Raw genomic sequence first — 26,060 nt, forward strand, 5'->3', positions numbered from 1 at the left:
AAAAGAAAGTTGCTTTTGTATTGTCGGCCTGGAATTCGATGTCCGAAAGCTTCATATCGAGCTTCAGGTTGCGAACGATCTCGCGGGTGCGGTACAGCGTGGGCAGCTCGCGCTTCTTCACCTCTTCAAACTTCTCCAGGTCTTTCTGGTGCGCCAGGCGGTAGATCTTTTTGATCTCGCCGTCGTTCGCCACTTTTTTCTTCTGCATCTGCAGTCTCACCAGCTCGCCCTGAAGCGATACATAGCCCAGGTGGTGGCCGTTGGGCACCTCCACGATCACGGCATCGCCTGTGGTGAGATTCAGGTTATCTGTATTCCTGAAAAACTCTTTGCGGCCATTTTTAAAACGTATCTCCGCTATGTTGAATTTGTCAACGGCAGGCATATCCATGTTGGAGAGCCAGTCGAAAACATTCATTTTATTACAGCCACCGGTTCCACAGGCTCCGTTGTTTTTGCAGCCTGAAACTTTTCCGTCTTTAGCCGATACCGATCCGCATGAACATGCCATCGTTTATATTCCTTTATAATTCAATAGATCAATTCCAATATCTTTCCTGAAGTATAAGCCATCCCACTGGATCTCGGCCGCGCGGGAGTACGCAGCTTCCCGGGCTTCTTCCAGTGAATTTCCCTTACCCGTAATGGCCAGCACACGGCCACCGTCGGTTAAAACATGCTCCTGCTGCTTTTTGGTGCCAGCATGGAACACAAGGGTCTTATTTCCTTCCTGTAATCCTTTTATCTTCTTGCCCTTCTCGTACTCTCCGGGGTAGCCTCCGCTCACCAGGGCGATGGTGACGGCATAACGGTCGTCAAATTCGATCTTTTTATGCTTCAACTCTCCTTTAGCGGTTGCTTCAAAAAGCTCCACCAGGTCGTTCTTGATGCGCGGCATCACAGCCTGGGTCTCCGGGTCTCCCATCCGGGCATTATACTCGATAACATAGGGATGACCGCCAACATTCATCAGCCCCACAAAAATAAATCCTTTATAGTCGATAGCTTCGCGGTTCAGTCCTGCGATGGTCGGTTTTACAACCTGTTCCTCTACCCGCTGCATAAAAACAGGTGTTGCAAAATTGACGGGAGAAACAGCGCCCATACCGCCGGTGTTGGGACCTGTGTCGCCCTCGCCGATCCGCTTATAATCTTTTGCTTCCGGCAGGATCACATAGTCTTTACCATCGGTAAGCACAAACACAGAAAGCTCGATGCCGTTCAGGAACTCTTCGATGAGAACTTTGGCGCTGGCGGCTCCAAATTTCTTGTTCACCAGCATGTCTTTGATCACGGCTTTGGCTTCCGCCTGGCTCAGGCTGATGATCACCCCTTTTCCGGCTGCCAGACCATCGGCCTTTAACACGATGGGTGGCTTGCAGGTAGAAATGTAGTCGAAAGCCTGTTCTATATCTGAAACGCCAAAAGTTCTTGCCTTGGCAGTCGGGATGCCATTGCGCACCATAAACTGTTTGGAGAAATCCTTGCTTCCTTCAAGTTGCGCGCCGGTTTTACCCGGACCGATGATCAGCACATCTTTCAACCACGGATCGCTCTCAAAGTAGTCGCGGATGCCGTTCACCAGGGGTGCCTCGGGTCCAACTACCATCATTTCAATGGATTGCTCCTGGCAGAACCGGCCGAGCTTATAAAAATCTTCGGCCGCTATATCCACATTTTCGGCCACAAGCGCGGTTCCTGCATTACCGGGGGCCACAAAAAGCTTATCGCAAAGCGGGCTTTGGCTCATCTTCCAAGCCAGCGCGTGCTCCCTGCCCCCATTGCCAATGATCAGGATGTTCATTTATTCCGGTTTTTTGGTTTAATCCCAAAGATAACCGCGAATTCGATACTATGAAATAGGAGTAAGGAGTAAGGAGTACGGAGTAAGAATTTGGCATTTAACACTACAGCCGGTTAATTCAGCGTATCAGGGCTAAAATCAGGATCAAAGCAAAAGCCAGGAGCAGGGATTTCCTCCTTACTCCTGGCTTCTTACTCCTTACTTCTTCTCAATTCGCGTATTCCGACATGAACTTGATGCGCATGAGGCGGATCTCCTCTTCGGAGTAGTCAGCGATGGAGTCGTCGTTCAGGGCGTGCTCCAGGCTGTCGGTTTCGGCGCTCATGAAGTAATCGTGGATATCGTCCTGCTTGTGCGCGTCAAGCACCTGATCGATGTAGTAATTCAGGTTCAGCTTGGTGCCGCTGTAGCAGATGTTCTCGATCTCCGTGAGCAAGTCTTCGAACGTGAGCCTTGTGCTTTCCGCGATCTCTTCGAGGTCGATCTTCCGGTCGATCTGCTGGATGATGGAGATCTTGGTCTTCGATTTGTTGACTGACGACTTCACCACCACCTCGCTGGCGGTCTCGATGTCGTTATCCTCAACATATTTCTCGATCACCTCCAGGAACTCCTTGCCGAACTTGTTCACCTTGCCCATACCCACACCGTTCACCTGGGCCATTTCTTCCTTGGTGGTTGGATAGGTGGTGGCCATCTCCTCCAGTGACGGATCCTGGAAGATCACATAAGGCGGCAGGTTCTTTTCTTTGGCGATCTTCTTGCGAAGGTTCTTCAGCAGCTCGAACAGCTTCACGTCATACGACTTGGCTGATACAGGTGCCTTCTCTGCGGACTCTTCTTCCTCTTCGATCTCCGTTGTGAAGTCGTGGTCGCGGGCCAGCTCGATGGCGTAAGGGTTCTTCAGGAACTCCTCTCCTTTTTGCGTGATCTTCAGCGCACCGATGTTGTCGATATCTTTTTCGAGGTACTGGAAGATCAGCGTCTGACGGATCACAGACTTCCAGAAGTCCGCATCTTCATCGCCGCCTTTTCCATACACTTCCAGGTCGAAGTGACCATAGCTCTTCACGTATTCGTCTTCCACACCGCGGATCACATGCACCAGGTGGTTGAGGCCGAAGCGTTCGTTGGTTTGTTTGACGGACCTCAGCACAAGCTGCACATAGTCTGTGCCGTCGAAGCGCTCGCGTGGATGCACGCAGTTATCGCACATGCCACAGTTCTCTTCCTTGAACTCTTCACCGAAATAGTGCAGCAGCTGTCTTCTGCGGCACACGGGAGATTCGGCGTAGTATTCCATCTCCTGCAGCAGGATGCGCGCGTTCTCACGCTCCTGAACGGGTTTGTCTTTATTGAATTTTTCGAGCTTGCTCAGGTCATTGTGGCTGTAGAACATCAGGCAGTGACCTTCGAGGCCATCGCGACCGGAGCGGCCGGTTTCCTGGTAGTATCCTTCAAGCGATTTGGGCACATCGTAGTGAACAACAAAACGAACGTCAGGTTTGTCAATGCCCATGCCGAAGGCGATGGTGGCGCAGATGATGTCAACCTCTTCGTTCAGGAAGTCGTCCTGGTTCTTCATGCGCACATCGGGATCGAGCCCGGCGTGGTACGGCGCAGCTTTGAAGCCGTTCACGTTCAGCAGCTGGGCGATCTCCTCCACTTTTTTGCGGCTGAGGCAGTAGATGATGCCGGATTTTCCTTTGTTGTCTTTCAGGAATTTGATGAGCTGCTTTTTCGTTTCCTTCTTCGGGCGCACTTCGTAGTACAGGTTCTTTCTGTTGAAAGACGACATGAACACGTCAGCCTCTTCCATCTGAAGGTTCTTCTGAATGTCGATCTGTACTTTCGGTGTTGCCGTGGCGGTGAGCGCTATCACAGGCATTTCGCCCAGGTTGTGGATCATGGATTTGATCCTTCTGTACTCGGGGCGGAAGTCGTGGCCCCATTCGGAGATACAGTGCGCTTCGTCGATGGCGACGAATGATACATTTACTTTCTTGAGGAACTCGATGGTTTCCTCCTTGTTCAGTGATTCGGGTGCAACGTAGAGCAACTTCACATTGCCATTCATACATTCCTTCTTGAGCCTGGTGATCTCTCCCTTGCTGAGGGTGGAGTTGAGGAATCTGGCGTTGACACCGTACGCATTCATCTGGTCTACCTGATTTTTCATCAGTGCGATGAGCGGTGAAATTACAATAGCAAGTCCGTCATTGATCATGGCGGGCAGCTGGTAGCACAGGGATTTACCGGCGCCGGTGGGCATGATCACGAACGTATTTCTTCCGTCCAGCAGGTTCCGGATAATTCTCTCCTGGTTACCGCGGAACTGGCTGTATCCGAAAATTTCTTTGAGTCTTTCTTTTAATGCGTCTTTCTCTTCAACCAACATGGTTCTTCGTCTTGATAAATCCTAAAATTGTATCTTTGTACTCAGACAAAGCTAATTTTCTAAAGGCATTGAATTTAGTAAAAAATATTAAAAAAATTGCACGAGATGTTTTAATAAATGAATCCCGAGCAATAGAAAATTTAACGAACTACATTGACAACGATTTCGAATCTTGCGTGCAGGAAATATATTCTGCCAAAGGTCGTGTTGTCATAACTGGCATTGGCAAAAGTGCCATCATCGCCAATAAAATTGTGGCCACGTTAAATTCCACCGGAACACCCGCTCTCTTCATGCATGCTGCCGACGCTATTCACGGCGACCTCGGCATGATTCAAGGCGACGACATCGTCATTTGTATCTCCAAGAGCGGAAACACGCCGGAGATCAAAGTGCTAGTCCCTCTCCTCAAACGTAGAGGATCAAAGCTTGTTGCCCTTGTCAGCAATACAAATTCATATTTGGCACAACAGGCTGATTTCGTATTGAATGCAACGATTGCAGAGGAAGCATGTCCACACAACCTTGCACCCACCACGAGCACCACGGCACATCTTGCGATGGGCGATGCGCTCGCGGTATCGTTGCTCGAGCTCAGAAACTTCAGCAGCCGTGATTTTGCCGAATATCATCCCGGTGGCTCCCTCGGCAAACAGCTCTACATGAAAGTGTCAGACATCTACACACACAACCAGCTGCCGATGGTCACTCCAAATACGCCGATCAAAGAAGTTATTCTCGAAATTTCATCGAAAAGACTGGGGTGCACCTCCGTTGTGGATGAGAACAAAAATTTGCTGGGAATAATTACAGACGGCGATCTGCGACGAATGCTGCAGAAAGAAATTCAGCTGGAAAAGGTCAAGGCGTCCGATATCATGACAGTTAATCCCAAAAAAATCGAAAAAGATGAATTTGCGGTAAAAGCCTTACATCTGATGCAGGAAAATAATATTACGCAGCTGGCTGTGATGGACGGCACGAAAATAGCCGGATTTGTACATCTGCACGATCTTCTAAAAGAAGGAATTGTATAGTTTTTTCTGAATTTTCTTTTAAAAAATTTCGTACCTCGCGTCATTTACAAAACGTTTTACTTCTAACAACAGGAATGAACAAAAACTTATATGTCGTACTGATGGCCGGTGGGGTCGGAGTACGCTTCTGGCCCTACAGCCGTAATTCAAGACCCAAACAATTCCTCGACGTGCTGGGCACCGGAAAAACGCTTCTGCAATCCACCTACGAAAGATTTCTGCCGATTTGTCCTGCCGAAAATATTTATGTTGTCACACATGAAGAACACGCAGCCCTGGTGAAAGAGCAGTTGCCCCTGCTGAAAGAGCACCAGATCCTGGCAGAGCCTATGCGCAAGAACACAACGGCCTGCATCGCCTACGCAAGCTACACCATCCACGAAAAGAACAAAGAAGCCATCATCGTGGTGAGTCCTTCCGATCACCTCATCCTCAAAGAGAACGAGTTCAGGGAGATCGTTAAAAAAGCAGCAGACCAGGCCAAAGCGCAGGACAAGCTCATCACCATCGGCATCAAACCCACACGGCCCGAGACGGGCTACGGTTATATACAGTATCACACGGAAAAAAGCTTTACCAAAAAAGTAAAAACGTTCACCGAGAAACCGGAGCTTTCGCTGGCCAAAAAATTCCTGGAGAGCGGAGACTTCGTCTGGAATGCCGGCATCTTCATCTGGGGCGCCGAGGCCATCATCAAAGCCATCCAGACCTACCTGCCCGAAATGGCCGAGTCGTTCGAAGAGATCAAATCCAAGCTCGGAACGAAAGAAGAAAAGGAAGCCATCAGGATCGTGTATCCGCAGTGTAAAAATATCTCCATCGACTACGGCGTCATGGAAAAAGCCACCAACGTTTTTGTTTGTCTCGGAGACTTCAGCTGGTCTGATCTCGGCTCATGGGCTTCTATCCACGAGATCTCGCAGAAAGACGAGAACAACAACGTGATCCAGGCCAATGCGCTCACCTATGAAACACGCAACTGCATTGTTAAGGGCTCTGGCGATAAGCTCATCGTTGCACAAGGACTGAACGGCTACCTCATCGGTGAATTCGGAAACGTGTTCATCGTCTGTGAAAAAGATAAAGAAGAACAGTTCAGGAGATTTGTGAATGATGTGAAGTCGAAACAGAACGCGAACGATTTTCTGTAAGAGTCCATAGTCGATGGTCCATAGTCCATAGCAGTGCTCGATTGCCCCGATTAACCTTTTTATCGACGGGTAGGCACGTCAAGGCAACACCGTCCGTCCATGGACTATCGACCATGGACCATGGACTTCAGACTCTCCTTCTTAGTATCTCATAAATCGCAATCCCCGCTGCCACACTCACGTTCAGTGACCCGATCTTCCCCTTCATAGGAATTTTGGCCAGCTCGTCTGCATCGCGCAGCAACGCATTGTCTATGCCGTCTTCTTCCGAGCCCATGATCAGCGCTACAGGTCCGGCGATCTCGATGTCGTAAATATTTTTGGCTGCTTTTTCTGTACAGGCGATCACACGGATGCCGCTGTCGCGGAGAAGTTTGATCGTTTTTTTAAGATCTTTTTCCCGGCACACCGGCAAATAGTTCAGCGCGCCCGCAGAAGTTTTCATGGCGTCGCTGGTGACGGGCGCACTTCCTTTTTCGCCGATCACGATGCCATCCACGCCGGCACATTCTGCCGTACGCGCAATGGCTCCGAAATTGCGAACATCGGTAACACGGTCCAGCATCAGCAGAAAAGGCTCACGCCCCTCGCTGAAAGCTTTGTCGATGATATTTTCCAACGAGGCATAACTGACGGAAGACAACAGGCAGATCACACCCTGGTGGTTCTTCGACGAAAGGCGTTTGAGCTTCTCGGCAGGAACAAAGGTATAGGGCACCTGCTTCTCCCGCGCCAGCGTGATGAGCTCCTTGATCAGGTCGTTCGACAAGCCTGACTGGATCATCACCTTCTCGATCTCCTTACCGGCATGGATTGCTTCGATCACTGCCCGTGTTCCATAAATCATGTCTGTTTTTTCCATCGCTGTTGTGTTGAGCTTTTTTGATTCAGGACATCGGTCTGTCAAAAATCCCCGCAAATAAAGTCAAATCCACCGAATAAGTGCGAATCTCCTCCGCACGTCACATTAAAACCGTGCGCTTCTCCAAAGATCGATCACCTCATACCAGGTTTCCTGATATTTTTTCTCGCGGATGAGCACGTAGTTCTCAGGATCAAAAATGCTGCTCGACTTCGCAAAGTTGAAGGTGACTTTATAGAGATCGTTCTTGTAGCTCCATACTTCCCTGTCGCTGAATTTGTAGACCTCATCAGGCTGGCCAAAAATAATATAGATCATTCCGCGGTCGGTCTTCCAGCCTTCCTTGTACGATGTGAAATACTGGTTGACCAGCTCAACCCTGCGGAAGTAGTTTCGCATAAGCTTGCGGGCACGGTCTGTGTCGTTGGTGATGCTCAGGATGATGCGGTCAAAACTTTTTTTGTCGTTCTTCGCCAGCGCAAGACGATCGTACTCCTGCTTGGTGCAAATGTACATCAGCGGACCGGCGAGACTCGGTATCTTACCCAGTCTCGGGTAATCGTCCTCCACGCGAAATGCCAATCCTTCCGTTGCATTGGTGTCCGTTTGCACGAGGTATAATCCGGTTTTTGAAAAACCCATCTCCTGCCCGGCTGGCAGCGTGAAGGTAGAATCTGTTTTCATGCCCGGCGATACGCGGCCCTGCGCTTCAGCAAAAGGCGGCAAAGCGGCAGGAAAGTTATCATTGTAGTACGAGACGATCTGGGTTGCATCACCCGCTATTGACAGCCTGCTGGCGAGGTTCACGTAAGGTGTTGTCACCGGTTCATTTCCTGATTTTGCATAAGTGCTCACAGGACTGTTCGGCTCCAGCACCTCATAAAAGAGCCACGCGCGGTTGAGGCTGGCGCGCACCACTTTTGCCACGAGCATGTTGGGAGCCGAAGCGGGCGCCACGGTGATGGTGCCCGCAAAACCTGTGTTGCCACGGCTGGTCTCTTTCACTTCGATGGCTGAGGTAAGGGGCGTGCCTTCCTTGTCGCTCAGGGTCTGGCGGGTCTCCCACTGCACGGTAAAATCGTCCGCGCGCAGGGATGTATCGCGCACGTGCAGCTTGTAAAAAATGATCCAGCCACTGGACTGCCGTACGCTCTTCAGATCGAAAGAGAACAGCTCGCCGGGGTTATAAAGATAGTTGTAGTTGATATCCCTGAGGGGTTGTCCTTTGAGGTTCAGAACAAGGAAGAGGCAAAGAATTCCGGTAAGAAATTTCATAATGGAAACAACAGTGAAATTAAAAGTTTTTCAGAAGTCCTGACAGCCCTGGAACCCGATCTTAAAGGTTAATAAAACTGTGGCAGACAAATCTGATCCATCGGCCAAATGCTTATTTTTGCGGCTTATGGCTAAAGTTTTTACAACCGAGATCACGAGCGAGCAAATTACTTCTGATAATCCTATTCACCAACGTTTATTTAAAGCCTATGTTGCAGCGAAAGGTTATATTCAGGGCGACGTGCTCGAGGTAGGCTGCGGCGAAGGACGTGGCGTAGGCGTATTGATGGCGTCGGCCAAAAGTTTCACCGCGGTTGACAAGATCAAACCGGTGATCGAGTCGCTGCAGCAGAAATATCCCGGCGGCCGTTTTATCAGCATGAACATTCCGCCACTCACACCGTTGGCCGACAATGCGTACGACGTGGTGGCCAGCTTCCAGGTGATCGAGCACATCGATAACGACAAACTATTCTTGCAGGAGATCCACCGCGTGCTCCGGCCCGGAGGGGTGGCGTTGATCACCACGCCGAACCGCAAGATGTCGCTGAGCCGGAACCCCTGGCATGTGCGCGAATATCTTGCCACGGAGCTCGAAGCGCTGGCCCGGAAAATCTTCCCGCACGTTGAGATGAAAGGTATTACCGGCAACGAAAAGGTGATGGCCTACTATGCCGAGAACAAAAGATCGGTGGAACGTTTCACCCGGTGGGATTTTCTGAAGCTTCAATACCGCCTCCCGGCATCCCTGCTCCGCATTCCTTACGAAATACTGAACCGCTGGAACCGGAACAAGCTGCAATCGGCCGATAACCAGCTGGTCAGGAACATCAGCCACGAAGATTACATTGTGGTAGACGATGCTTCCGATGCGCTGGATCTTTTTCTGGTAGTGAGAAAGTGATCGCCAGTCAGGTTAATTCAAATTTTAAAAGATCCAAAACTGTTAACAAACCCGGTTTGGCAATTCACGCGCATTTCCCTTACTTGGATCAAAGTATTCTTTTATCAGCCAGGGCAAGCATCATATCAGCGAACCTGACCTTGTCAGCAGATTGAAGGCCAGAGACCAGTCTGCCCTGGAGTATCTTTATGATCGTTACTCGGCGGCGCTGTACGGCGTCATCTTCCGCGTGGTTAAAAAAGAAGCCATCGCCGAAGAGGTTTTGCAGGATGTGTTTGTGAGGATCTGGGACCGGTTCAACAGCTACGACCCCGTAAAAGGCAAATTATTCACCTGGATGCTCAACATCGCCAGGAACCAGGCTATTGACAAAACCCGGTCAAGGGAAATCAGCAAAGAACAAAAAACCGGAGGCATCGAGAATGTCGTAAGTAGAATAGACAGCGAAACCTATGTCGAGCAACCCATCGAGGGCCTCGGCGTGCGGGACGTGCTGAAGGGTTTGCCACAGGAACAAAAGTTTGTGGTGGAGCAATTATATTTTCAGGGTTATACACAGTCGGAGCTTGCGGAAGAGTTTAATATTCCGCTGGGAACTGTCAAGACCCGGCTGCGGCTTGCCATGCAACAATTAAGATCAAGTTTGGGAGTAAAGTGAACATCAGCGAATACATATCGTCCGGTATTCTGGAAGCCTACGTGCTTGGCGAGCTCGCCCCGCATGAACGCGCCGATGTTGAAAAAAATCTGGCGCAATACGCCGAGCTGCGCCAGGAGCTGGCACTGATCGAAGAAGCCCAGGAAAAACTATTTTTACAAACCGCCATCGCACCTCCGGCGACAGCAAAAGCGCAATTACTCGAGAGGATCAACGGTGCGCAGCGCGGCAAAGTAGTTCAGCTTCAGCCTGACCGGAGCCTGAGGGCCTGGAAGCTGGCCGTCGCGGCATCGGTCGCCATCGCCCTCATCGCCTCTTACCTGGCGTACGATTATCGCACAAAATGGAAAAGCACAGCCTCTGACCTCAGCACACTGATCGCCCAAAACCAGCGTATAGCCCAGGACTATGGCCAGGTAAACCAACGCATGGACCGCATCGAGCGTGACATGAAGGTGATGAACAACCCCGAGTTCAAAAGGGTGATGATGAAAGGCACCGGCAACGCTCCTGACGCCATGACCTATGTGTACTGGAATGAGGCTTCCAGGGAGGTTTACCTGAGCATTCAACGCATGAGGTCACTGGCGCGCGACAACCAGTACCAGCTCTGGGCGATCATCGATGGCAAACCTGTGGATGCCGGTATGTTCGATGGAAATGAGGAAGGACTGATCAAAATGAAGGATATCGGCAAAGGAGCCACAACATTTGCTGTTACCGTCGAGCCCAAAGGTGGAAAATCTTCCCCATCGCTCGAAACCATGCAGACTGCCGGAAATGTCGAAAAGGGGTAATAAAACAGCCGCTTAACCAGAAATTCGTATCAACTGGGACCTTATTGGTACATAATTTTCGTTTTGTATGAGGGTAATTAAAGCTTATGCATTATGAAAACACTGTTGCCCGTTCATTCCTACTATGAAAGAGCCGTGATCATTGTGACAGCCATTATCATCAGCGCGCTGATCGCATATTTTCTCGGCCTGTAAATGTGAAAGCATTACATTTGAAAAATTTTTGAGAACTAAACCTATACCCCTTTGAAAAAGATATTCCCCATGCGCGGATATTTCGTTAGGGCCAAGATCTTTGGCTACATTGTTGTCGCGCTGACCGTTTTTAGCGTCTTCTACTTTCTTTGGCATTTCTTACAAGACTGATTCAGATCTTAATTTCCGACTAAAATCCCGCTCATATTTGATAATTTTGTTACCCTGACAATATTATCGAATATGAAACCTACCAGCCTGATAGTTGTACTGCTTCTGTTATCCCTGATAGCCCATGCGCAGAAACCCGATTCACTGCACCAGGTTCAATGGGAAGCATCCCTGAAGAAGCTCAATGCCGGAGACTACAGCAATGCCTCCCTGGGCTTTACCCAGCTCATTAACTCGGGCTTTACCAACAAAGAAGTTTTTGTAAAACGGGGCGTGGCATACTACCAGCTCAAGGAATATGACAAGGCTAAAACCGACCTCGATGAAGCCCTGAAAGCCCGCATCAACACGGCGGAGCTGTTCGAATACAGGGGCAACACCCGGTATAACCTGGACGACTACCAGGGCGCTGCTACCGATCTTGAAAAAGCGGTAAGCCTTGGCGCAAAAAGTTATGAGACCTTCGCCAACCTGGGCAACGCCAAGTTCAGGATGGAGAACTACAAGGAAGCCATTGCCAACTACGACAAGGCAGCCAGCGCAGGCCAGGCCGATGCCGTGCTCTACAACAACCGGGGGAAAGCAAAATTCAACCTTCAGGACCTCAAAGGCTCGTTACCGGATTTTGACAAGGCCATCTCGCTGAAAGCCAATTACGACAAGGCACTCGAGAACCGCGCCGAAGCACGTTACCGGCTCCAGGATTGGAAAGGAAGCCTTGAAGACCTGGAAAAGCTGCTGGCCTCGGGCAAAACAGATACGGAGCTGATCCAGAAAGCCGGAACAGCAAAATTCAATCTCAACGACCACAAAGGCGCCGTCGAGGCACTGAACAAGGTGGTGCAGAAGGGCGTCAAGGACAAAGAAGTTTCGAGGATGCTCGGGCTGAGCCTGGCCAACCTGGGCGAGTGTGGCGAAGCCTCGAAACAGTTGTCGGCCGCGGTGGCATTGGGTGTAAGCGATAAAGATGTTTTCTATCAGCTGGGATCTTGCCAGTACAAGAACAAGGAATACGCCCCTGCCATTGAATCGCTGAGCCGCGCCATCGCCGCCGGCGTTAATACGAAGGAAGCGTTTCTTTACAAGGGCAACGCCGAGCTTGCGCAGAAAGACAACGACAACGCCCTGAAGGATCTTGAGAAAGCCATCGCGCTGGGTGTGAACGACGCTGAGACCCACAAAAATACCGGCGACCTCAAATTTCTGAAAAACGATTTTGCCGGCGCCGTCAAGGCTTACGACAATTCTATCACCCTGGCCGCCACAGACGCCGTTGTGTTCAACAACCGCGGTAAAGCAAAATTCAACCTGCAGGATCTGAAAGGTGCGATCGCCGACTTCAGCAAGGCCCTGGAGCTGAAAGCCGATTATGACAAGGCGCTCGAGAATCGGGCCGAAGCGTATTACAAAGCCCAGGACTGGAAGAACGCCGCCACCGATCTCGATAAGCTCATCGCCAAAGGAAAAACAGAAACAGAATTCCTGCAGAAAGCCGGCACCGCCAAATACGCGCTCAAGGATTACAAGGGCGCCGCTGAAGCGTTGGACAAGGTGGTTCAGAAAGGTGTGAAAGACAAGGAAGTTTTCTCGATGCTCGGATTGAGTCACGCACAGCTCGGCAACTGTGCGGAAACCGTAAAGAGCTTGTCAGCCGCGGTCTCATTGGGCGTTACAGACAAAGACGTGTTCAACCAGCTCGGCACCTGCCAGTACAAGAACAAAGAATATGCTGGCGCGATCGAGTCGCTGAGTCGTGCGATCAATGCCGGCATCAGCACCAAGGAAGTTTTTCTTTACAAAGGATATTCCGAATCTGCCCAGCGCGACAACGACAACGCGCTGAAGGATCTCGAGAAAGCGGTGTCGCTCGGTGCCGCTGAAGTGGAGGCCTACAAGATCATCGGCGACGTTTATTTTTTAAAGAACGATTTTGCTTCAGCCATCAAAAACTATGACAAGGCTGTGGCGCTGGGCACCAACGACGCCGTGCTGTTCAACAACCGCGGTAAAGCGAAGGTGAATGTAAACGACCTGCAAGGTGGTGTAGCTGACTTTGACAAGGCCATCCAGATCAATGCAACGTATTCAAAAGCATTCCTGAACAGGGGCACAGCAAAATACGGATTGAAAGATTTTGCCGGTGCCACGGCCGACCTTGAAAAGGCGAAGACTACCGAAGGCGAATCTCCGGAGCTGTTGCGTATGCTGGGTATCGGCTATTATAACCTGAGCAAAAAAGACCTGGCCACTTCGAACCTCGAAAAGGCTTTCAAGGCTGGTGATAAAGAAAGTAAGGTGGCGCTTTATCTGGGATACCTCCGCTATGAGGGCAACGACTTCAAAGGCGCAACCGAAGCGCTGGTGGCCGCCGAGACTGCCGGTGAAAAAGAAGACGGCCTCTACCTGAAGCGCGGTAAAGCCTTCTATCAGCTCAAGAACTACCAGGCCACCGTTACCGATCTTGAAAAAACGGTACAAAAGAACAAGGCCGATCTTGCTGCCTACGAGGCGCTCGGCTTATCGTACATTTTAAGCCAGAAAGAAAAAGAGGCAGGCCCTCACCTCGAAAAGGCGGCATCGCTCGACAGCAAGAACAAGGAGATCTTCTATCACCTGGGCAATACCCGTTTCAAACAAAACAATTACAACGGTGCCATCGAGGCGTACGACAAGTCCATCGCGCTGGGCACCAACGATGAGATCATTTACAACAACCGGGGCAAAGCAAAATTCAATGCCGGCCTCGTCAAAGAATCCATTCCTGATTTTGACAGGGCGCTGGGCATCCGGAAAGACTATGTGCAGGCGCTGAAGAACAGGGCCGCCGCAAAATATCAATTGAAAGACTACGCAGGCGTGATCGCCGATGCTGCCATTGTGGTGGCACGGGGTGAAGCCAGCGCCGATGAATATACCATGCTCGGCATCTCGAAATTCAACACGAAAGATTTCGCGGGCGCTGTGCCTGACCTTGACAAAGCAGTGGAAGCCGGTGCCAGTGATGCGAAGGTGTTCGTGGCCAGGGGAAGCTCACTGTTCGAGCTGAAGGAATATGAAAAATCCATCGCCGACCTTACGAAGGCGATCTCGTCGGGTGAGACGGCAACAGAGCTGTACTACAAGCGTGGTGCCGCGAAATTTCACCTGAAAGATTACAAGGGCGCGTTCCCTGATATCGACAAGGCCATCATCACAGGCACCGCCGATGCATTGGCTTACGACATGCGCGGGTATTGCCGTTACGACAACAAAAGCTTCGAAGATGCGCTGAACGATTTTACACTGGCCATCGAAAAAGACGCCAAGCTCTCCGTTGCTTTCTTCCACAGGGGTGATGCCAAGTTCAGCCTGAACAACCTGCCAGGAGCTATCGGCGATTACACACAAGCTGTGACACTGGGATTGAAAGATCCGGTGCTGTTCAATAACCGCGGCAAAGCGTACTTCAACCAGCAGGATTATACAACGGCGATCCCGGACTTCTCCGAAGCCATTGGCCGAAATCCGCAGTACACCAAGGCGTACGAGAACAGGGGCATGGCGTATTATAAGATCGAAAAATTTGAAGAGGCTGCGAAAGATTTCCGCAATGTTGAAAAGCAAACCGGAAAACCTGACGTAAGCCTTTACCGCCTGTTGGGTGACAGCTACTACAACACAAAAAAATATGCAGCGGCGCTGGAATATTTTGACAAGCTTGTGGCGGCGGGTGTAAAAGACAAAGACGTTTATTACAAACGCGGCCTCATGCAGCTGGAGAATGAAGATTATGCGGCGGCCGTTCTTGACTTTGATAATGCGATGAAGGCAGGAGAAAATACCGTTCAGCTTTTCCTGAACCTGGGTCGTGCCCACATATCGAACAACGATACCAAGTCAGCATTAACAGCGCTCAACAAAGCCATCGAGCTCGATCCGAAGAACGTCAACGCTTATTTTAACCGGGCCCTGGTGAAAGAGGCGCTGGAGGATTATGAAAGCGCTGTAAGTGATTATAACAAGGTGCTCAATCTCAACCCTGACGATGCTATTGCGCACTATAACCGGGCTACCTGCAAAGCCGAGCTTGAAGATTATGGTGCCGGCGTATCCGATATGGACGAAGCTATCCGCATCGATCCAAAGAACGCATCATACTACAAGCAGCGTGGCAATTTCTATTACCAGATGCAGCAAAAAGACAAAGCTTGTTTCGACTGGCGGAAAGCAGTGGAGTTCGGAGATGCCAAAGCGCGCTTCCAGCTGGATAACTATTGCAAGTAATCTTCTAAATATATAACCCTCAAATAATAACAGCGCTCAAATGGTTTAGGACCCTTTGAGGGTTGGTTTAAGATTAGGATTAAGCTTTCACGGCTTCGGGAACGTCGCTGTATTCTCCCTCCCACTTGGCAACAACAACAGTAGCCAGGCAGTTACCGATCACGTTCACGGTGGTGCGGGCCATATCCATGATGGCATCCACACCCAGGATCACAAAAGCTTTCTGGGGGTCGATGCCCATATCAGAGACCGTTGCCACCAGAATGAGGAAGGTAGCGCCCCGCACACCCGCCACACCTTTGCTGGTGAGCATCAGCGTAAGCACCATCAGCAGCTGTTCGCCAAAAGTAAGGTCAACACCGGCCAGCTGGGCAACAAATACAGAAGCAAGAGAAAGGTATAACGTGCTGCCATCGAGGTTAAAGCTGTAACCTGTGGGCAAAACAAAAGCGACTACTTTACGGGGAATGCCCATCTTTTCCAGGTTCTCCATGGCCTTGGGCAACGCTGCCTCGCTGGTGGCGGTGGAGAACGCTATGGCCACAGGTTCGGAGATGGCGCGGATGAATTTTCTGAAGTTAAGCTTGATGATGAACCCGATGGGAACCAGCACGGCCAGTATAAAAACAAGCAATGCACCATACAACGTAGCCACAAGCAATGCCAGATTCTTGAGCACCTCGAAGCCGAAAGAAGCGATGGAATACGCCAACGCACCGCATACCGCAAATGGCGCAAAGTACATCACGATATCGGTAAACCGGAACATCACGTCAGAGAGGCCTTCGGCAAAATGAAGCATAGGCTTTTTCTTCTCTTCATTGAGCATGGCCAGCGCAATGCCAAAGATGACGCTGAACACCACCACCTGCAGCACCTGGCCTTCCGCAACTGCTTTGGCTAGGTTCTCAGGGAAGATCTCGAGCAGGTGATTTTTCTTCTCCTGCTTCAGAAGCTGGCCGGCCTTGTCAACCTGCGCGGTCTCGACCTGCACAAGCTGCGCCCCTTCTCCCGCTTTGGTAAGGTTAATGGCCGCCAGGCCGATGAACAGTGCAACGGTGGTAACGATCTCAAAATACAGGATCGCCTTCAGGCCCATTCTGCCAACCTGCTTCAGGTTAGAGTGCGCCGCAATGCCCACCACCAGTGTAGCAAAGATCAGCGGTGAAATAATGGTCTTGATCAGGCGCAGAAAGATTCCGCTCAGTACATTCAGTTGCTTTGAAAAACCAGGCAGCGAAAAACCGAGCTCCACACCCACAAACATGCTGATGACGATCCAGGTGGTCAGTGACTTTCTCATGAACCCCAGCACTACCATCAGGAGCAGGGTAAGCCAGCGCACACCGCTGTGCACCCCATCAGGGATTTCGGCCACTTCATAGTAATCGACCAGTCCCAGGATGACAGCGATGGTAAAACCAATGAAAATAAGCGTGTAGAGCGATTTTTGTGACACGATGCAATCGATTTAGGGGGCGAATATAAAGTATTTAACCATTGAGAGCATCTAAAATACGGACGGGCGATTAAAATCCTAAACGGGAAACGATCCCGGAACTTAATTTCTTTAATTTTGTTCCGTATAAAACACAGAACTATGCTTCAAGCAGTGCCTAAAAACGTTCATATCTACCTGGAATCGAACCCCAATCCAAATTCACTCAAATTCGTGGTCAACGAGATGCTGGTTCCGGAAGGATTGAGCTTCGATTTTCCTTCGGCAGAAAGCGCAGCAGAGGCGCCCCTGGCAAAAGAGCTCTTCGCATATCCCTTCGTAGACCGCGTCTTTTACATGAGCAACTTCATCACGGTAACCAAGAAGGGTGATGTAGAGTGGCTGGAGATCCAGGGCACCATCAAAGAGCACATCAAGAATTTCCTGGAGTCCGGAAAGTACATCATCGAGGTGAACGAGCCCGAAGCTCCAGCCGAAGAAGAGACCGAGACCGTTAAGAAGATCAGAACGATCCTGGAAGAATATATCCGTCCCGCTGTTGAGCAGGATGGCGGTGCTATCACTTATCACTCCTTCCGCGATGGCATCGTAAAAGTAAGGCTTCAGGGCTCATGCAGTGGCTGCCCTTCGTCTATGGTAACACTGAAGGCCGGCATCGAGAACCTCTTCAAGCGCATGATGCCTGATGAAGTTTACGCCGTAGAGGCCCTTGCCTGAGAACAAGATATTACAATTGATAAAGAACCGGTGATGAGCCGGTTTTTTTGTTCGATCAAGATCTGAAGGATCGTCAGAGAAATTCTGATCTTGAACAACATCAGAGCCGGATGCAGACGTTTTTTGCTTCGGTAAAAAACCTGAGCGCATCCCATCCGCCTTCTCTTCCCACGCCGGATTGTTTCATTCCTCCAAAAGGTGTACGAAGGTCGCGGAACAGCCAGCAGTTCACCCAGATGATACCACTTTTCAGCTGCGCAGAAACCCTGTGCGCACGTTTCAGGTTTTCGGTCCAGAGTGTGGCAGAGAGACCGTAGCTGGTACTGTTGGCATACGCGAGCACTTCTTCTTCCGTATCAAAGGGCATGATGGTGACCACCGGCCCGAAGATCTCTTCCTGGTTGGTGCGGCACTGGTGCGACAGGCCCGTGATCACGGTGGGCTCCAGGAAGTATCCACCCTCACAACGCCCGGCAACCTTCACTTTTTTTCCACCGGTAACGATCTCGCCACCTTCTTCCTGTGCCAGCGTAATATACGAGAGCACTTTGTTCATGTGCGCTTCTGAGACGAGCGCACCGATATTGGTCTTTTCGTCCAGGGGATCGCCCACCGTCATTTGTCGCGTGCGTTTTACAAACTCATCCACAAACCTGGTGTAGAGGCCGCGTTCAACAAAGATGCGGGAGCCACACAGGCAGATCTCCCCCTGGTTGGAAAATGAAGACAGGATGGAGGTAGTCAGCGCCTGCTCGAGATCACAGTCCGCAAAAATGATGTTCGGGTTTTTGCCGCCCAGCTCGAGGGAAAGTTTTTTAAACATCGGTGCCGCGGTGGCCGCGATCTTCCGGCCCGTAACTGTGCCTCCGGTAAACGAGATCGCGGGGATCTCAGGGTGTTCGATGATGGCTTGCCCGGCCCTGGGTCCGAGTCCGTGAACAATGTTGAGCACACCGTTGGGCAATCCTGCTTCGATGCAGAGCTGCGAAAAAAGAAAGGCAGTCATGGGTGTGAGCTCGGAAGGTTTGGCAACAACCGTGCAGCCCGCAGCCAACGCCGGGGCTATCTTCCAGGTGAACAGGTACAACGGCAGGTTCCAGGGCGAGATGCAGCCAGCAACGCCTACCGCCGCGCGCGCTGTATAATTGACCGCTTCACTTCCGGTAATATGTGCTTCACTGGCAAAGTGCATGGAGCCTGTAGCAAAGAACCGCATGTTGGCCGAAGCCCTTGGAATGTCTACCGACCGGGCAAGCTTCACCGGCTTACCCTGATCAACACTTTCTGCCAGCGCCAACTTGTCGAGGTCACGGTCTATCAGTGTGGCAATGCGTTGTAAAATATCTGCGCGTTTTTCGACAGCCATGGATGACCATAACGCAAATGCCTCATTGGCCGCCTCAACGGCATTCTGCACATCAACACCATCAGAGTCAGGAATGAGACTGTATACTTTTCCCTCTGCCGGATTGTAGTTATCAAGATATTTTCCCGAAACCGGAGCAGTTAGCTCACCATTGATGTAGTTCTGGATCTTCTGCATAATTCAAAAACTGTTTGATCAGAGTATTATAGTCTTCATGTGAGCCGATCCAAAACCAGACAACAGAATTGCCTTCTTTGATGCCCAGCGCACGATAAGATAAACCGATCCTGACAGAATAGATTGACTGATGGGTTGATATCTGTTTAAATGCAAGCCCGGGATGAAAAGGTTCTTCTTCCAAAGTCTATAGGCCAGACGGGCTTTCTGTTTGACTAATTCGGGCAGCTGACTATAAGCCTTCCTAAACCTTTCTGTGGTAACAGATTCCACTACAGATCCAGTGGCTTGGTTTTCCCTTTTTTATATTCTTCCAACGCCTCCTCTGCAAGCATGGAAAGTTTATCCGAGGATTGTTTCAAAGAATCATCCCAACCAATCTCATTGATGATCAGGTCTGCAATAATTCTCTGTTTATCTTCAGATAATTTCTCAGCTTTTTCGATTGCCTTTTTCAATTCAGAGATCATATCTCAATTTACAAAAAATCTGTTTATTTCTTAACGATCTTGAACTCAACCCTCCTGTTCATTTGCCGGTTCTCTTCTGTGGTGCTTGGCGCGATGGGTTTAGCACCGCCGTAACCTCTTCCTGTCATTCTCCGGGGCGGCACTCCCTTGTTGATCAGATATTGCCTGACTGCCTCCACCCTTCTTTCCGAAAGCTCGAGGTTGGCAGAAGGCACACCACGGTTGTCGGTATGACCGCTCAGCTCGATCTCGATCGTAGGATTGTCTTTCATGATCTTCACCAACCGGTCGAGCTCCGGATAAGACTCGGGCCGCAGCTCCCACTTGCTCTGAACGAAGAACACATTTTTGAGCTGGATAGATTCACCGATCTCGATGGGAACGAGCAGCAGATCTTTCTTGAGCTCATTGTATTCCTGCAGATCGATGAGCTCGAGGTTCTCGCTCACCGATAGGTATCCCGCGGCAGCGGCATGATAACCATAGTTCTTTCCTGCAGGCAACGCTATCTTGTACTCACCGGTGCGCGGGTTCACACGAGCCTCTCCCACTTCCCTGCCCGTATTGAGATCATCGAACTTGATCATGGCGGCCAGGGGCTTCTGCGTTTTGGCGTTCAGCACTCTTCCTGAAACGAGCACCACCGGATCAGGCCTTACTGTTTGCGGCAATCTGAAACGAATAATATCGGCCAGACCAATGGTGTTGGTGTTGCTCACCATGTATCCAAAATCGCCTGAAGCAGGCAAAGTATAATAAGCATCAAACCCTGCCGTGTTGATACCGAGCCCGAGGTTTACCGGCTCAGACCATTGCTTCCAGTCGTCAGTCATTCTTTTAGACATGTAGATATCCGCATCACCGTAGCCGGGGCGGCCATTGCTGGCGAAATAAAGTGTGCGGCCATCGGCAGAAAGAAAAGGTGAATACTCGTCTCCTGGCGAGTTCAAAACCTTGCCCGTATGAATCGGCGGGCTCCAGGTGCCGTCTGCCTGCTTGAGACAGACATAAATATCGCGTTCAGGATTGCCGGACCTGTAAAAGGCGTTGGCCTTGAACTTGGCCACGAACACGATCGCCTTGCCATCGGGCGACAGGCATCCTTCAAGGTAAGGCGATTCGTTCTTGAACCGGATGCCCTGGTCTTCCAGCGCAGACCAGCCCGTAGCGGTGCGGTGCATAAAAGCAAAACCTTCATTCACATGGAACAGCAGCGTGTTGTTATCCGTGCTGGCCGCGATCAGGTTGTTGGTAGCCGGCGTGTTCACAGGCGCGCCAAGGTTCAGGCTTTTAGACCAGGTTCTTCCGTCGGTGGTCCTGCTCTCCCAGATGTCTTCCTTGTCATGCGCACCACCCACATTCTCTGGGCTGAACTTCCGCCCGAAGTATAACGTCTTGCCATCGGCGGAGATCTTGGGGCTTACTTCGTCGTATTTGGAGTTCACATTCGGCCCCAGGTTCTCTTTGTTGCCCGGCGGCTCAACCCTGATGGGAAGAATGATATCGATATCATGAGAAAGGATAAAATCGTCTATCTCCAATTTCATTTTCGTGTAAGCAACAAAGCCGAGATACTTCCCATGCCAGGGAAAACTTTTGGTTGTGGCTACCTGCTTTCCGTTGAGGTAAAAATAAAGCATGTTCTTGCGCTGCTCTACTTTGAGCTTGTTGGGCTGACCCATGGGCCGCACGTTGTCTGCTTCCCGCCAGTTGTCATTGATGCCCAGTGAAGGCTCGGGGCACAGGATCCTGAAAAATCCGTTGGCCGTGATGGTGAACGTGTTCATGTAGTTCTTGCCATCGTGGCCCCAGACAAATCCGTAGCCATTGTCATTTTCGCCGTCTACCTGGGTAAACGTTGCCTCGAATGAAAAATCTTTTTTGTCGTCCACATAAGGCGCCACGCAAGACATCCACCCGTTCGAGGGAGCTTCCATAAAATACTTGCCGTTCTGGAACATGACCTTGTGTGTCGCGGTTTCATGCTCGAGCCATCCGTAGGTGTTCACATCAAAACTTTCGTGGACGATCACGGGCAGCTGCGCCCTGACAACGGTTGTGAACAATAAGAAGATCAGTGTAAGTCTAGTCATAGTCAATAGGCACCCCTCTACAAACTGCCAGTCCGCCCTCCGTCAACGGGTAAATTGATACCATTGATATAACCTGCCGCGGGTGTGGCCAGGAATGCCACCGCTGCCGCGACCTCTTCAGGTTTCGAGATGCGGCCTGCGGGGATCTCCGCTATCATCTCCTGTGTAACCTCAGCAACGTTTTTGCCTGTCTTGACTGCCTTGCCTTCAATAATGGATGCGAGTCTTCCTGTCATCGAGGCTCCGGGCAGCACATTGTTTACGGTGATGCCATAAGGGCCAAGCTCAACTGAAAGTGTTTTAGACCAGTTGGCCACGGCACCGCGTACGGTATTGGAAACACCCAGTCCTTTGATGGGCATCTTCACCGAAGTAGAAATGACATTGATAATGCGCCCGTACTTTTCTTTTTTCATGCCCTGAACCAGCGCCTGCACCAGTATATGGTTGCAGATCAGGTGCGCCGAAAAAGCTTTCAGGAATTCTTCAGGCCTGGCATCCGCCGCCGGACCCGCCGCGGGCCCACCGGTATTGTTGACCAGGATATGAACGGTATTTTTCTGGGCGTATGCATCCACCTGATGCCTGAGCTGTTCCGGAAGATCAAAGTCAGCCACAAGGTAATCATGCTTCCCTTTTGCAGGAGGCAGCTCCGCACAGACTGCTTTCAGTTTTTCTTCATTACGGGCAACAAGTGTAACACTGGCACCGAGCATCGCCAATTCCATGGCTGAAGCTTTTCCGATGCCTTGCGTACTGCCGCATACAAGAGCCCGTTTACCATTCAGGTTCAGATCCATTTCTTAATCACTTTGTGATGTAAATATAGGCGCAAAGTTTGTTAGTTTTGACCATGATTTTACCGGATCGGCCGGATTCTGAGGCGCTGCCAGCGGTAGTACGCTGCAACTGAGCAACAAAAAAGTGTACCAATCCGGTGACATTCCATAACTTGAAGTGGCCAATTAAATTACATATATATGCCAGTTCGCAGACCTTTTAACCTGAAGCAGTGGATCAGCGAAAACCGTGATCTTCTCAAACCTCCTGTTGGCAACAAAAATCTGTATGCCGATGCCGGCGATTATATTGTGATGATCGTGGCGGGTCCCAATGCCCGCAAAGATTACCACTACAACGAAACGGAGGAGCTATACTATCAGCTGGAAGGTGATATCAACGTTAAGATCCAGGAAGACGGTAAAGCGGTGGATATTCCCATCAAAGAAGGCGATATGTTCCTGCTGCCGGGAAAGGTTCCCCACTCCCCCATCCGCCCAGCCAACAGCATTGGCCTGGTGATAGAATGTAAACGCAATACCAGTGAAGAAGACGGGCTGATGTGGTTCTGCGAGAAATGCAACAACAAGCTGCACGAGTACAAGTTCCACCTCACCAATATCGAAAAGGATTTTATACCACGCTTCCGCGATTTTTATGGATCGAAAGAGCTGCGCACCTGCAAAAAATGCGGAACAGTGATGGAAGCCGATCCCCGGTTTGTCTGATGTCCATGCTAGGCCGCGCATACTACGCTTCTCCTGTCGGTGACCTGCTGATCGAATCCAAAGACGACAAGATCACCCTGGTGAGTTTCCTGAAAACAGGAAAGTCGGAAGAGACGATCACTCCCGTCATCGAACAGTGCATCCAGGAGCTGGAGGAATATTTCTTCAAAGGCAGAAAGTTCTTCAATGTTGAGCTTGCTCCTGTCGGCACGGATTTTCAGCTGAAGGCATGGAACGAGCTGCTGAACATCCCCTATGGAAAAACACTTTCTTATGAGGCACAGGCCATCCGCATTGGCGACATCAAGGCCATCCGCGCCGTGGGTCTCGCCAATAATCAGAATCCCATCGCCATCATCATTCCCTGCCATCGCGTGATCGGCAAGAACGGTGACCTTGTAGGATATGGCGGCGGGCTCGACAACAAAACGTGGCTGCTGCAACATGAGGGCGCTTTTTCAGAACAGCTCAGGTTATTCTAAGCGTTGTATTTATTTTCAGGCTCAATCCTTTTAAATGAAATTTGAGAACTCATCTTCCTTCGCCAGAAAACTCGATCAGCAAGACCCCTTAAGATCTTTCCGGAGCAGGTTTCTCCTGCCCCGCGTCAATGGAAAAACGGCGCTGTACTTCACAGGTAATTCACTGGGGCTTCAACCGAAGACCACCAAAAATTTCGTGAACGAAGAGCTGGAAGACTGGGCCAAGCTGGGCGTGGAAGGACACGTGCACGCGCGCAGGCCCTGGCTGTATTATCACAAGTTCACCAAAAAAGCGCTGGCACGACTCACAGGCGCAAAACCCTCTGAGGTGGTAGCCATGAATCAGCTGACGGTGAACCTCCACCTGATGCTGGTGTCATTCTATAATCCTACAAAAGAAAGATTCAAGATCCTGACCGAACACGGTGCTTTTTCGTCAGATCAGTATGCTTTTGAAACGCAGCTGAAATTCCATGGGCATGATCCCGAACAAGCGCTGATCGAGCTCAAGCCAAGGCCCGGAGAAACGGTGCTGAGAACGGAGGATATTCTTGAAGCCATCACCACACACGGGCCGCAGCTCGCGCTGGTGATCTTCGGCGGTGTGCAGTATTATACGGGGCAGTTCTTCGACCTGAAAAAAATAACGGAGGCCGCCCATCGCGCAGGTGCCATGGCTGGTTTCGACCTGGCGCACGCCATCGGCAACGTACCATTGAACCTTCACAAAGATGATGTCGACTTCGCTGTATGGTGCAGCTATAAATATCTGAATGCCGGGCCTGGTGCCATTGCCGGAGCTTTTGTTCATGAGTGTCACGCAAAAAATGCTGCGTTGCCGCGGTTTGCCGGATGGTGGGGGCATAATGAAGCAGAACGGTTTCAGATGAAGAAAGGATTTCAGCCCATCGCTGGCGCAGATGGATGGCAGGTTTCCAACGTTCCCATTCTGCAGAGCGCTGCATTGCTTGCGTCGCTGGAGATCTTCGAGGAAGCCAGTATTAAAAACCTGCGCGCCAAAAGTGAGCTGCTGACGGGTTATCTCGAATTTATTTTGCGTGAGATCGATCCGGCGCGGCAACATTTCGAGCTGCTCACGCCCGTTAATCCAAAAGAACGCGGCTGCCAGCTTTCGGTATTCATGAAACAGAATGGAAAAAAGATCTTCCGAAAGCTTACGGCAGCAGGTGTCATCGCCGACTGGCGCGAACCCGATGTGATCAGGGTGGCCCCTGTGCCGTTGTATAATACTTTTGAAGATGTGTGGCGGTTGGGCGACATTCTCAGGCAAATAGTCGTCTGACCACTGCCATGCGCGAGTGGCCTCCGGCGCAGTGGTCTGACGACTATAACTCCAATCTTTCGATCACCTTACTATCAACAACAACGTCCATTGAATTCTTTTTGAACTGCTCCGGATTCCGGGGTAGTTGTAAAACATCGTAAGCAATCTCGCGATTACAAATGTTTTCACTGAACTCCGAGCAGTATTCGCGATAGGAGGAAAAATTCCAGTTCTCGAATTTAGAACACAGCCCGGCTTTTACAGGATTTTGATGAATGTAGTGAAAGCACGCAACCAGATGTATTTCGTCTAACTCAATGACTTTACACTTAGGTTGGAAAAGGGAGCCTGTCTTTGATTCCTGAATGTTGATGGCCCTGGTGTAAGAGCTTTGAAGTGTTCCCAGTTTCCTTTCCAGGGTTTGCATTCTTCCCGATGATGATAGTAGTTGATTACCTCGCGTGGTGACGTGAATAAGAAGATGAAAATGATTAGGCATCAGGCAATACGATATTACATTACAATTCGGGACAATTAGCATTCTTAGCTTCTTGAGAAAGAAATTGTAGTTTTCCTTTCGGGGAAAAATCACCTGTTTGTTATTACCTCTGTTAAAAACATGGTAAAAATTATCGGCTTGAAATTTCATGTGGGTTAGGCCTTTATTCCTCAGATCACACAGAACGAGATAATAACTATTGAAAAGAGAAATATTTCTTGAGATACCAGCGACCCTTCATCCGCTTTTAGTCGTTTTCTTTTAGTTTTGACTATTAGTCGTCGGACCACCGGCCTGCGCAAGTGGCCGCCACACAGTGGTCTGACGACGAACTAACACTTAGATATGATTCCTCAGAAAAATATTGCCATCGTAGGGGCGGGATTGGTGGGCTCATTGCTGGCCATTTATCTTGCCAGGAGAGGTCACAAGATCACGGTGTTTGAGCGACGGCACGAAACTGTCTATTATACACATATGACGCTGCCG

At 50.3% G+C, this 26,060-nt stretch carries 22 protein-coding genes; 11 read left to right on the forward strand and 11 right to left on the reverse strand.

Annotation, left to right across the window (positions count from 1 at the left end; genetic code table 11):
* The 3 genes from KK083_RS30450 to recQ all read right to left on the reverse strand — a co-directional run.
* Nucleotides 1-511 (reverse strand): PSP1 family protein (locus KK083_RS30450; protein ID WP_254169936.1); only part of this gene is annotated, 511 nt, incomplete at its 3' end.
* Nucleotides 512-514: 3 nt separating this feature from the next.
* On the reverse strand, nucleotides 515-1,804 hold the full coding sequence (gene purD, locus KK083_RS30455; protein WP_254169937.1) for a phosphoribosylamine--glycine ligase: 1,290 nt from the start codon (nucleotides 1,802-1,804) through the stop codon (nucleotides 515-517).
* A 208-nt stretch (nucleotides 1,805-2,012) separates the two neighbouring features.
* Nucleotides 2,013-4,202: a DNA helicase RecQ gene (recQ, locus tag KK083_RS30460; RefSeq protein ID WP_254169938.1), complete on the reverse strand. Its 2,190-nt coding sequence runs from the start codon at nucleotides 4,200-4,202 to the stop codon at nucleotides 2,013-2,015.
* Nucleotides 4,203-4,270: 68 nt separating this feature from the next.
* Between recQ and KK083_RS30465 the strand changes: the two genes are divergently transcribed.
* A complete protein-coding gene (locus KK083_RS30465) occupies nucleotides 4,271-5,239 on the forward strand; it encodes a KpsF/GutQ family sugar-phosphate isomerase (RefSeq protein ID WP_254169954.1) in 969 nt (322 codons plus the stop codon).
* A gap of 74 nt (nucleotides 5,240-5,313) precedes the next feature.
* Nucleotides 5,314-6,390 carry a mannose-1-phosphate guanylyltransferase gene (locus tag KK083_RS30470; protein ID WP_254169939.1) on the forward strand — a complete coding sequence of 359 codons (1,077 nt, stop codon included), beginning with the start codon at nucleotides 5,314-5,316 and terminating at the stop codon, nucleotides 6,388-6,390.
* Nucleotides 6,391-6,517: 127 nt separating this feature from the next.
* Here KK083_RS30470 and rlmB read toward each other — a convergent pair whose 3' ends face one another.
* Both rlmB and KK083_RS30480 read right to left on the reverse strand, forming a co-directional pair.
* Nucleotides 6,518-7,309, reverse strand: coding sequence for a 23S rRNA (guanosine(2251)-2'-O)-methyltransferase RlmB (gene rlmB, locus KK083_RS30475; RefSeq protein WP_317195257.1), 792 nt, complete (start codon nucleotides 7,307-7,309; stop codon nucleotides 6,518-6,520).
* 48 nt (nucleotides 7,310-7,357) lie between these two features.
* Nucleotides 7,358-8,527, reverse strand: coding sequence for a GWxTD domain-containing protein (locus tag KK083_RS30480; RefSeq protein WP_254169941.1), 1,170 nt, complete (start codon nucleotides 8,525-8,527; stop codon nucleotides 7,358-7,360).
* A 127-nt stretch (nucleotides 8,528-8,654) separates the two neighbouring features.
* On the opposite strand from KK083_RS30480, the gene KK083_RS30485 reads away from it, so the two are divergent.
* The 4 genes from KK083_RS30485 (at nucleotide 8,655) to KK083_RS30500 (ending at nucleotide 15,515) form a co-directional block, all read left to right on the forward strand.
* Nucleotides 8,655-9,431: a class I SAM-dependent methyltransferase gene (locus tag KK083_RS30485; RefSeq protein WP_254169942.1), complete on the forward strand. Its 777-nt coding sequence runs from the start codon at nucleotides 8,655-8,657 to the stop codon at nucleotides 9,429-9,431.
* A 151-nt stretch (nucleotides 9,432-9,582) separates the two neighbouring features.
* Entirely contained in the window at nucleotides 9,583-10,089 is a 507-nt protein-coding gene (locus KK083_RS30490) for an RNA polymerase sigma factor (protein WP_254169943.1), read from the forward strand.
* On the forward strand, nucleotides 10,086-10,886 hold the full coding sequence (locus tag KK083_RS30495) for an anti-sigma factor (protein WP_254169944.1): 801 nt from the start codon (nucleotides 10,086-10,088) through the stop codon (nucleotides 10,884-10,886). Before KK083_RS30490 ends, KK083_RS30495 begins: the two co-directional genes overlap by 4 nt.
* 438 nt (nucleotides 10,887-11,324) lie before the next feature.
* On the forward strand, nucleotides 11,325-15,515 hold the full coding sequence (locus KK083_RS30500; protein ID WP_254169945.1) for a tetratricopeptide repeat protein: 4,191 nt from the start codon (nucleotides 11,325-11,327) through the stop codon (nucleotides 15,513-15,515).
* Between the two features lie 79 nt (nucleotides 15,516-15,594).
* Here KK083_RS30500 and KK083_RS30505 read toward each other — a convergent pair whose 3' ends face one another.
* Nucleotides 15,595-16,974: a dicarboxylate/amino acid:cation symporter gene (locus KK083_RS30505; RefSeq protein ID WP_254169946.1), complete on the reverse strand. Its 1,380-nt coding sequence runs from the start codon at nucleotides 16,972-16,974 to the stop codon at nucleotides 15,595-15,597.
* Between the two features lie 141 nt (nucleotides 16,975-17,115).
* On the opposite strand from KK083_RS30505, the gene KK083_RS30510 reads away from it, so the two are divergent.
* A complete protein-coding gene (locus KK083_RS30510; protein ID WP_254169947.1) occupies nucleotides 17,116-17,691 on the forward strand; it encodes a NifU family protein in 576 nt (191 codons plus the stop codon).
* A gap of 100 nt (nucleotides 17,692-17,791) precedes the next feature.
* Here KK083_RS30510 and KK083_RS30515 read toward each other — a convergent pair whose 3' ends face one another.
* The 5 genes from KK083_RS30515 to KK083_RS30530 all read right to left on the reverse strand — a co-directional run bounded on the left by KK083_RS30515 (nucleotide 17,792) and on the right by KK083_RS30530 (nucleotide 22,597).
* The gene (locus KK083_RS30515) at nucleotides 17,792-19,234 is read right to left on the reverse strand and encodes an aldehyde dehydrogenase (protein WP_254169948.1); all 1,443 of its coding nucleotides are present in this window, start codon (nucleotides 19,232-19,234) and stop codon (nucleotides 17,792-17,794) included.
* Nucleotides 19,203-19,418, reverse strand: coding sequence for a ParE family toxin-like protein (locus tag KK083_RS32845; protein WP_438834736.1), 216 nt, complete (start codon nucleotides 19,416-19,418; stop codon nucleotides 19,203-19,205). The genes KK083_RS30515 and KK083_RS32845 overlap by 32 nt, the downstream gene beginning before the upstream one ends.
* A gap of 88 nt (nucleotides 19,419-19,506) precedes the next feature.
* Nucleotides 19,507-19,704 carry a hypothetical protein gene (locus tag KK083_RS30520; RefSeq protein ID WP_254169949.1) on the reverse strand — a complete coding sequence of 66 codons (198 nt, stop codon included), beginning with the start codon at nucleotides 19,702-19,704 and terminating at the stop codon, nucleotides 19,507-19,509.
* Nucleotides 19,705-19,727: 23 nt separating this feature from the next.
* Nucleotides 19,728-21,797, reverse strand: coding sequence for an OmpA family protein (locus tag KK083_RS30525; RefSeq protein ID WP_254169950.1), 2,070 nt, complete (start codon nucleotides 21,795-21,797; stop codon nucleotides 19,728-19,730).
* A gap of 17 nt (nucleotides 21,798-21,814) precedes the next feature.
* Complete coding sequence (locus KK083_RS30530) at nucleotides 21,815-22,597, reverse strand: SDR family oxidoreductase (RefSeq protein WP_254169951.1); 783 nt, start codon at nucleotides 22,595-22,597, stop codon at nucleotides 21,815-21,817.
* 180 nt (nucleotides 22,598-22,777) lie between these two features.
* Between KK083_RS30530 and KK083_RS30535 the strand changes: the two genes are divergently transcribed.
* The 4 genes from KK083_RS30535 to KK083_RS30550 all read left to right on the forward strand — a co-directional run.
* Nucleotides 22,778-23,305, forward strand: a complete 528-nt coding sequence (locus KK083_RS30535; protein WP_254169952.1) for a 3-hydroxyanthranilate 3,4-dioxygenase — start codon at nucleotides 22,778-22,780, stop codon at nucleotides 23,303-23,305.
* Nucleotides 23,306-23,310: 5 nt separating this feature from the next.
* Entirely contained in the window at nucleotides 23,311-23,787 is a 477-nt protein-coding gene (locus tag KK083_RS32710; RefSeq protein ID WP_317195258.1) for a methylated-DNA--[protein]-cysteine S-methyltransferase, read from the forward strand.
* A 34-nt stretch (nucleotides 23,788-23,821) separates the two neighbouring features.
* Nucleotides 23,822-25,090, forward strand: coding sequence for a kynureninase (gene kynU, locus KK083_RS30545; protein WP_254169953.1), 1,269 nt, complete (start codon nucleotides 23,822-23,824; stop codon nucleotides 25,088-25,090).
* Between the two features lie 826 nt (nucleotides 25,091-25,916).
* Nucleotides 25,917-26,060: FAD-dependent oxidoreductase (locus KK083_RS30550; protein ID WP_254169955.1), on the forward strand; the 144-nt coding region annotated here is incomplete at its 3' end.

It is taken from the genome of Chryseosolibacter histidinae, from assembly GCF_018598225.1.
Taxonomy (GTDB): Bacteria; Bacteroidota; Bacteroidia; order Cytophagales; family Cyclobacteriaceae; genus Chryseosolibacter; species Chryseosolibacter histidini.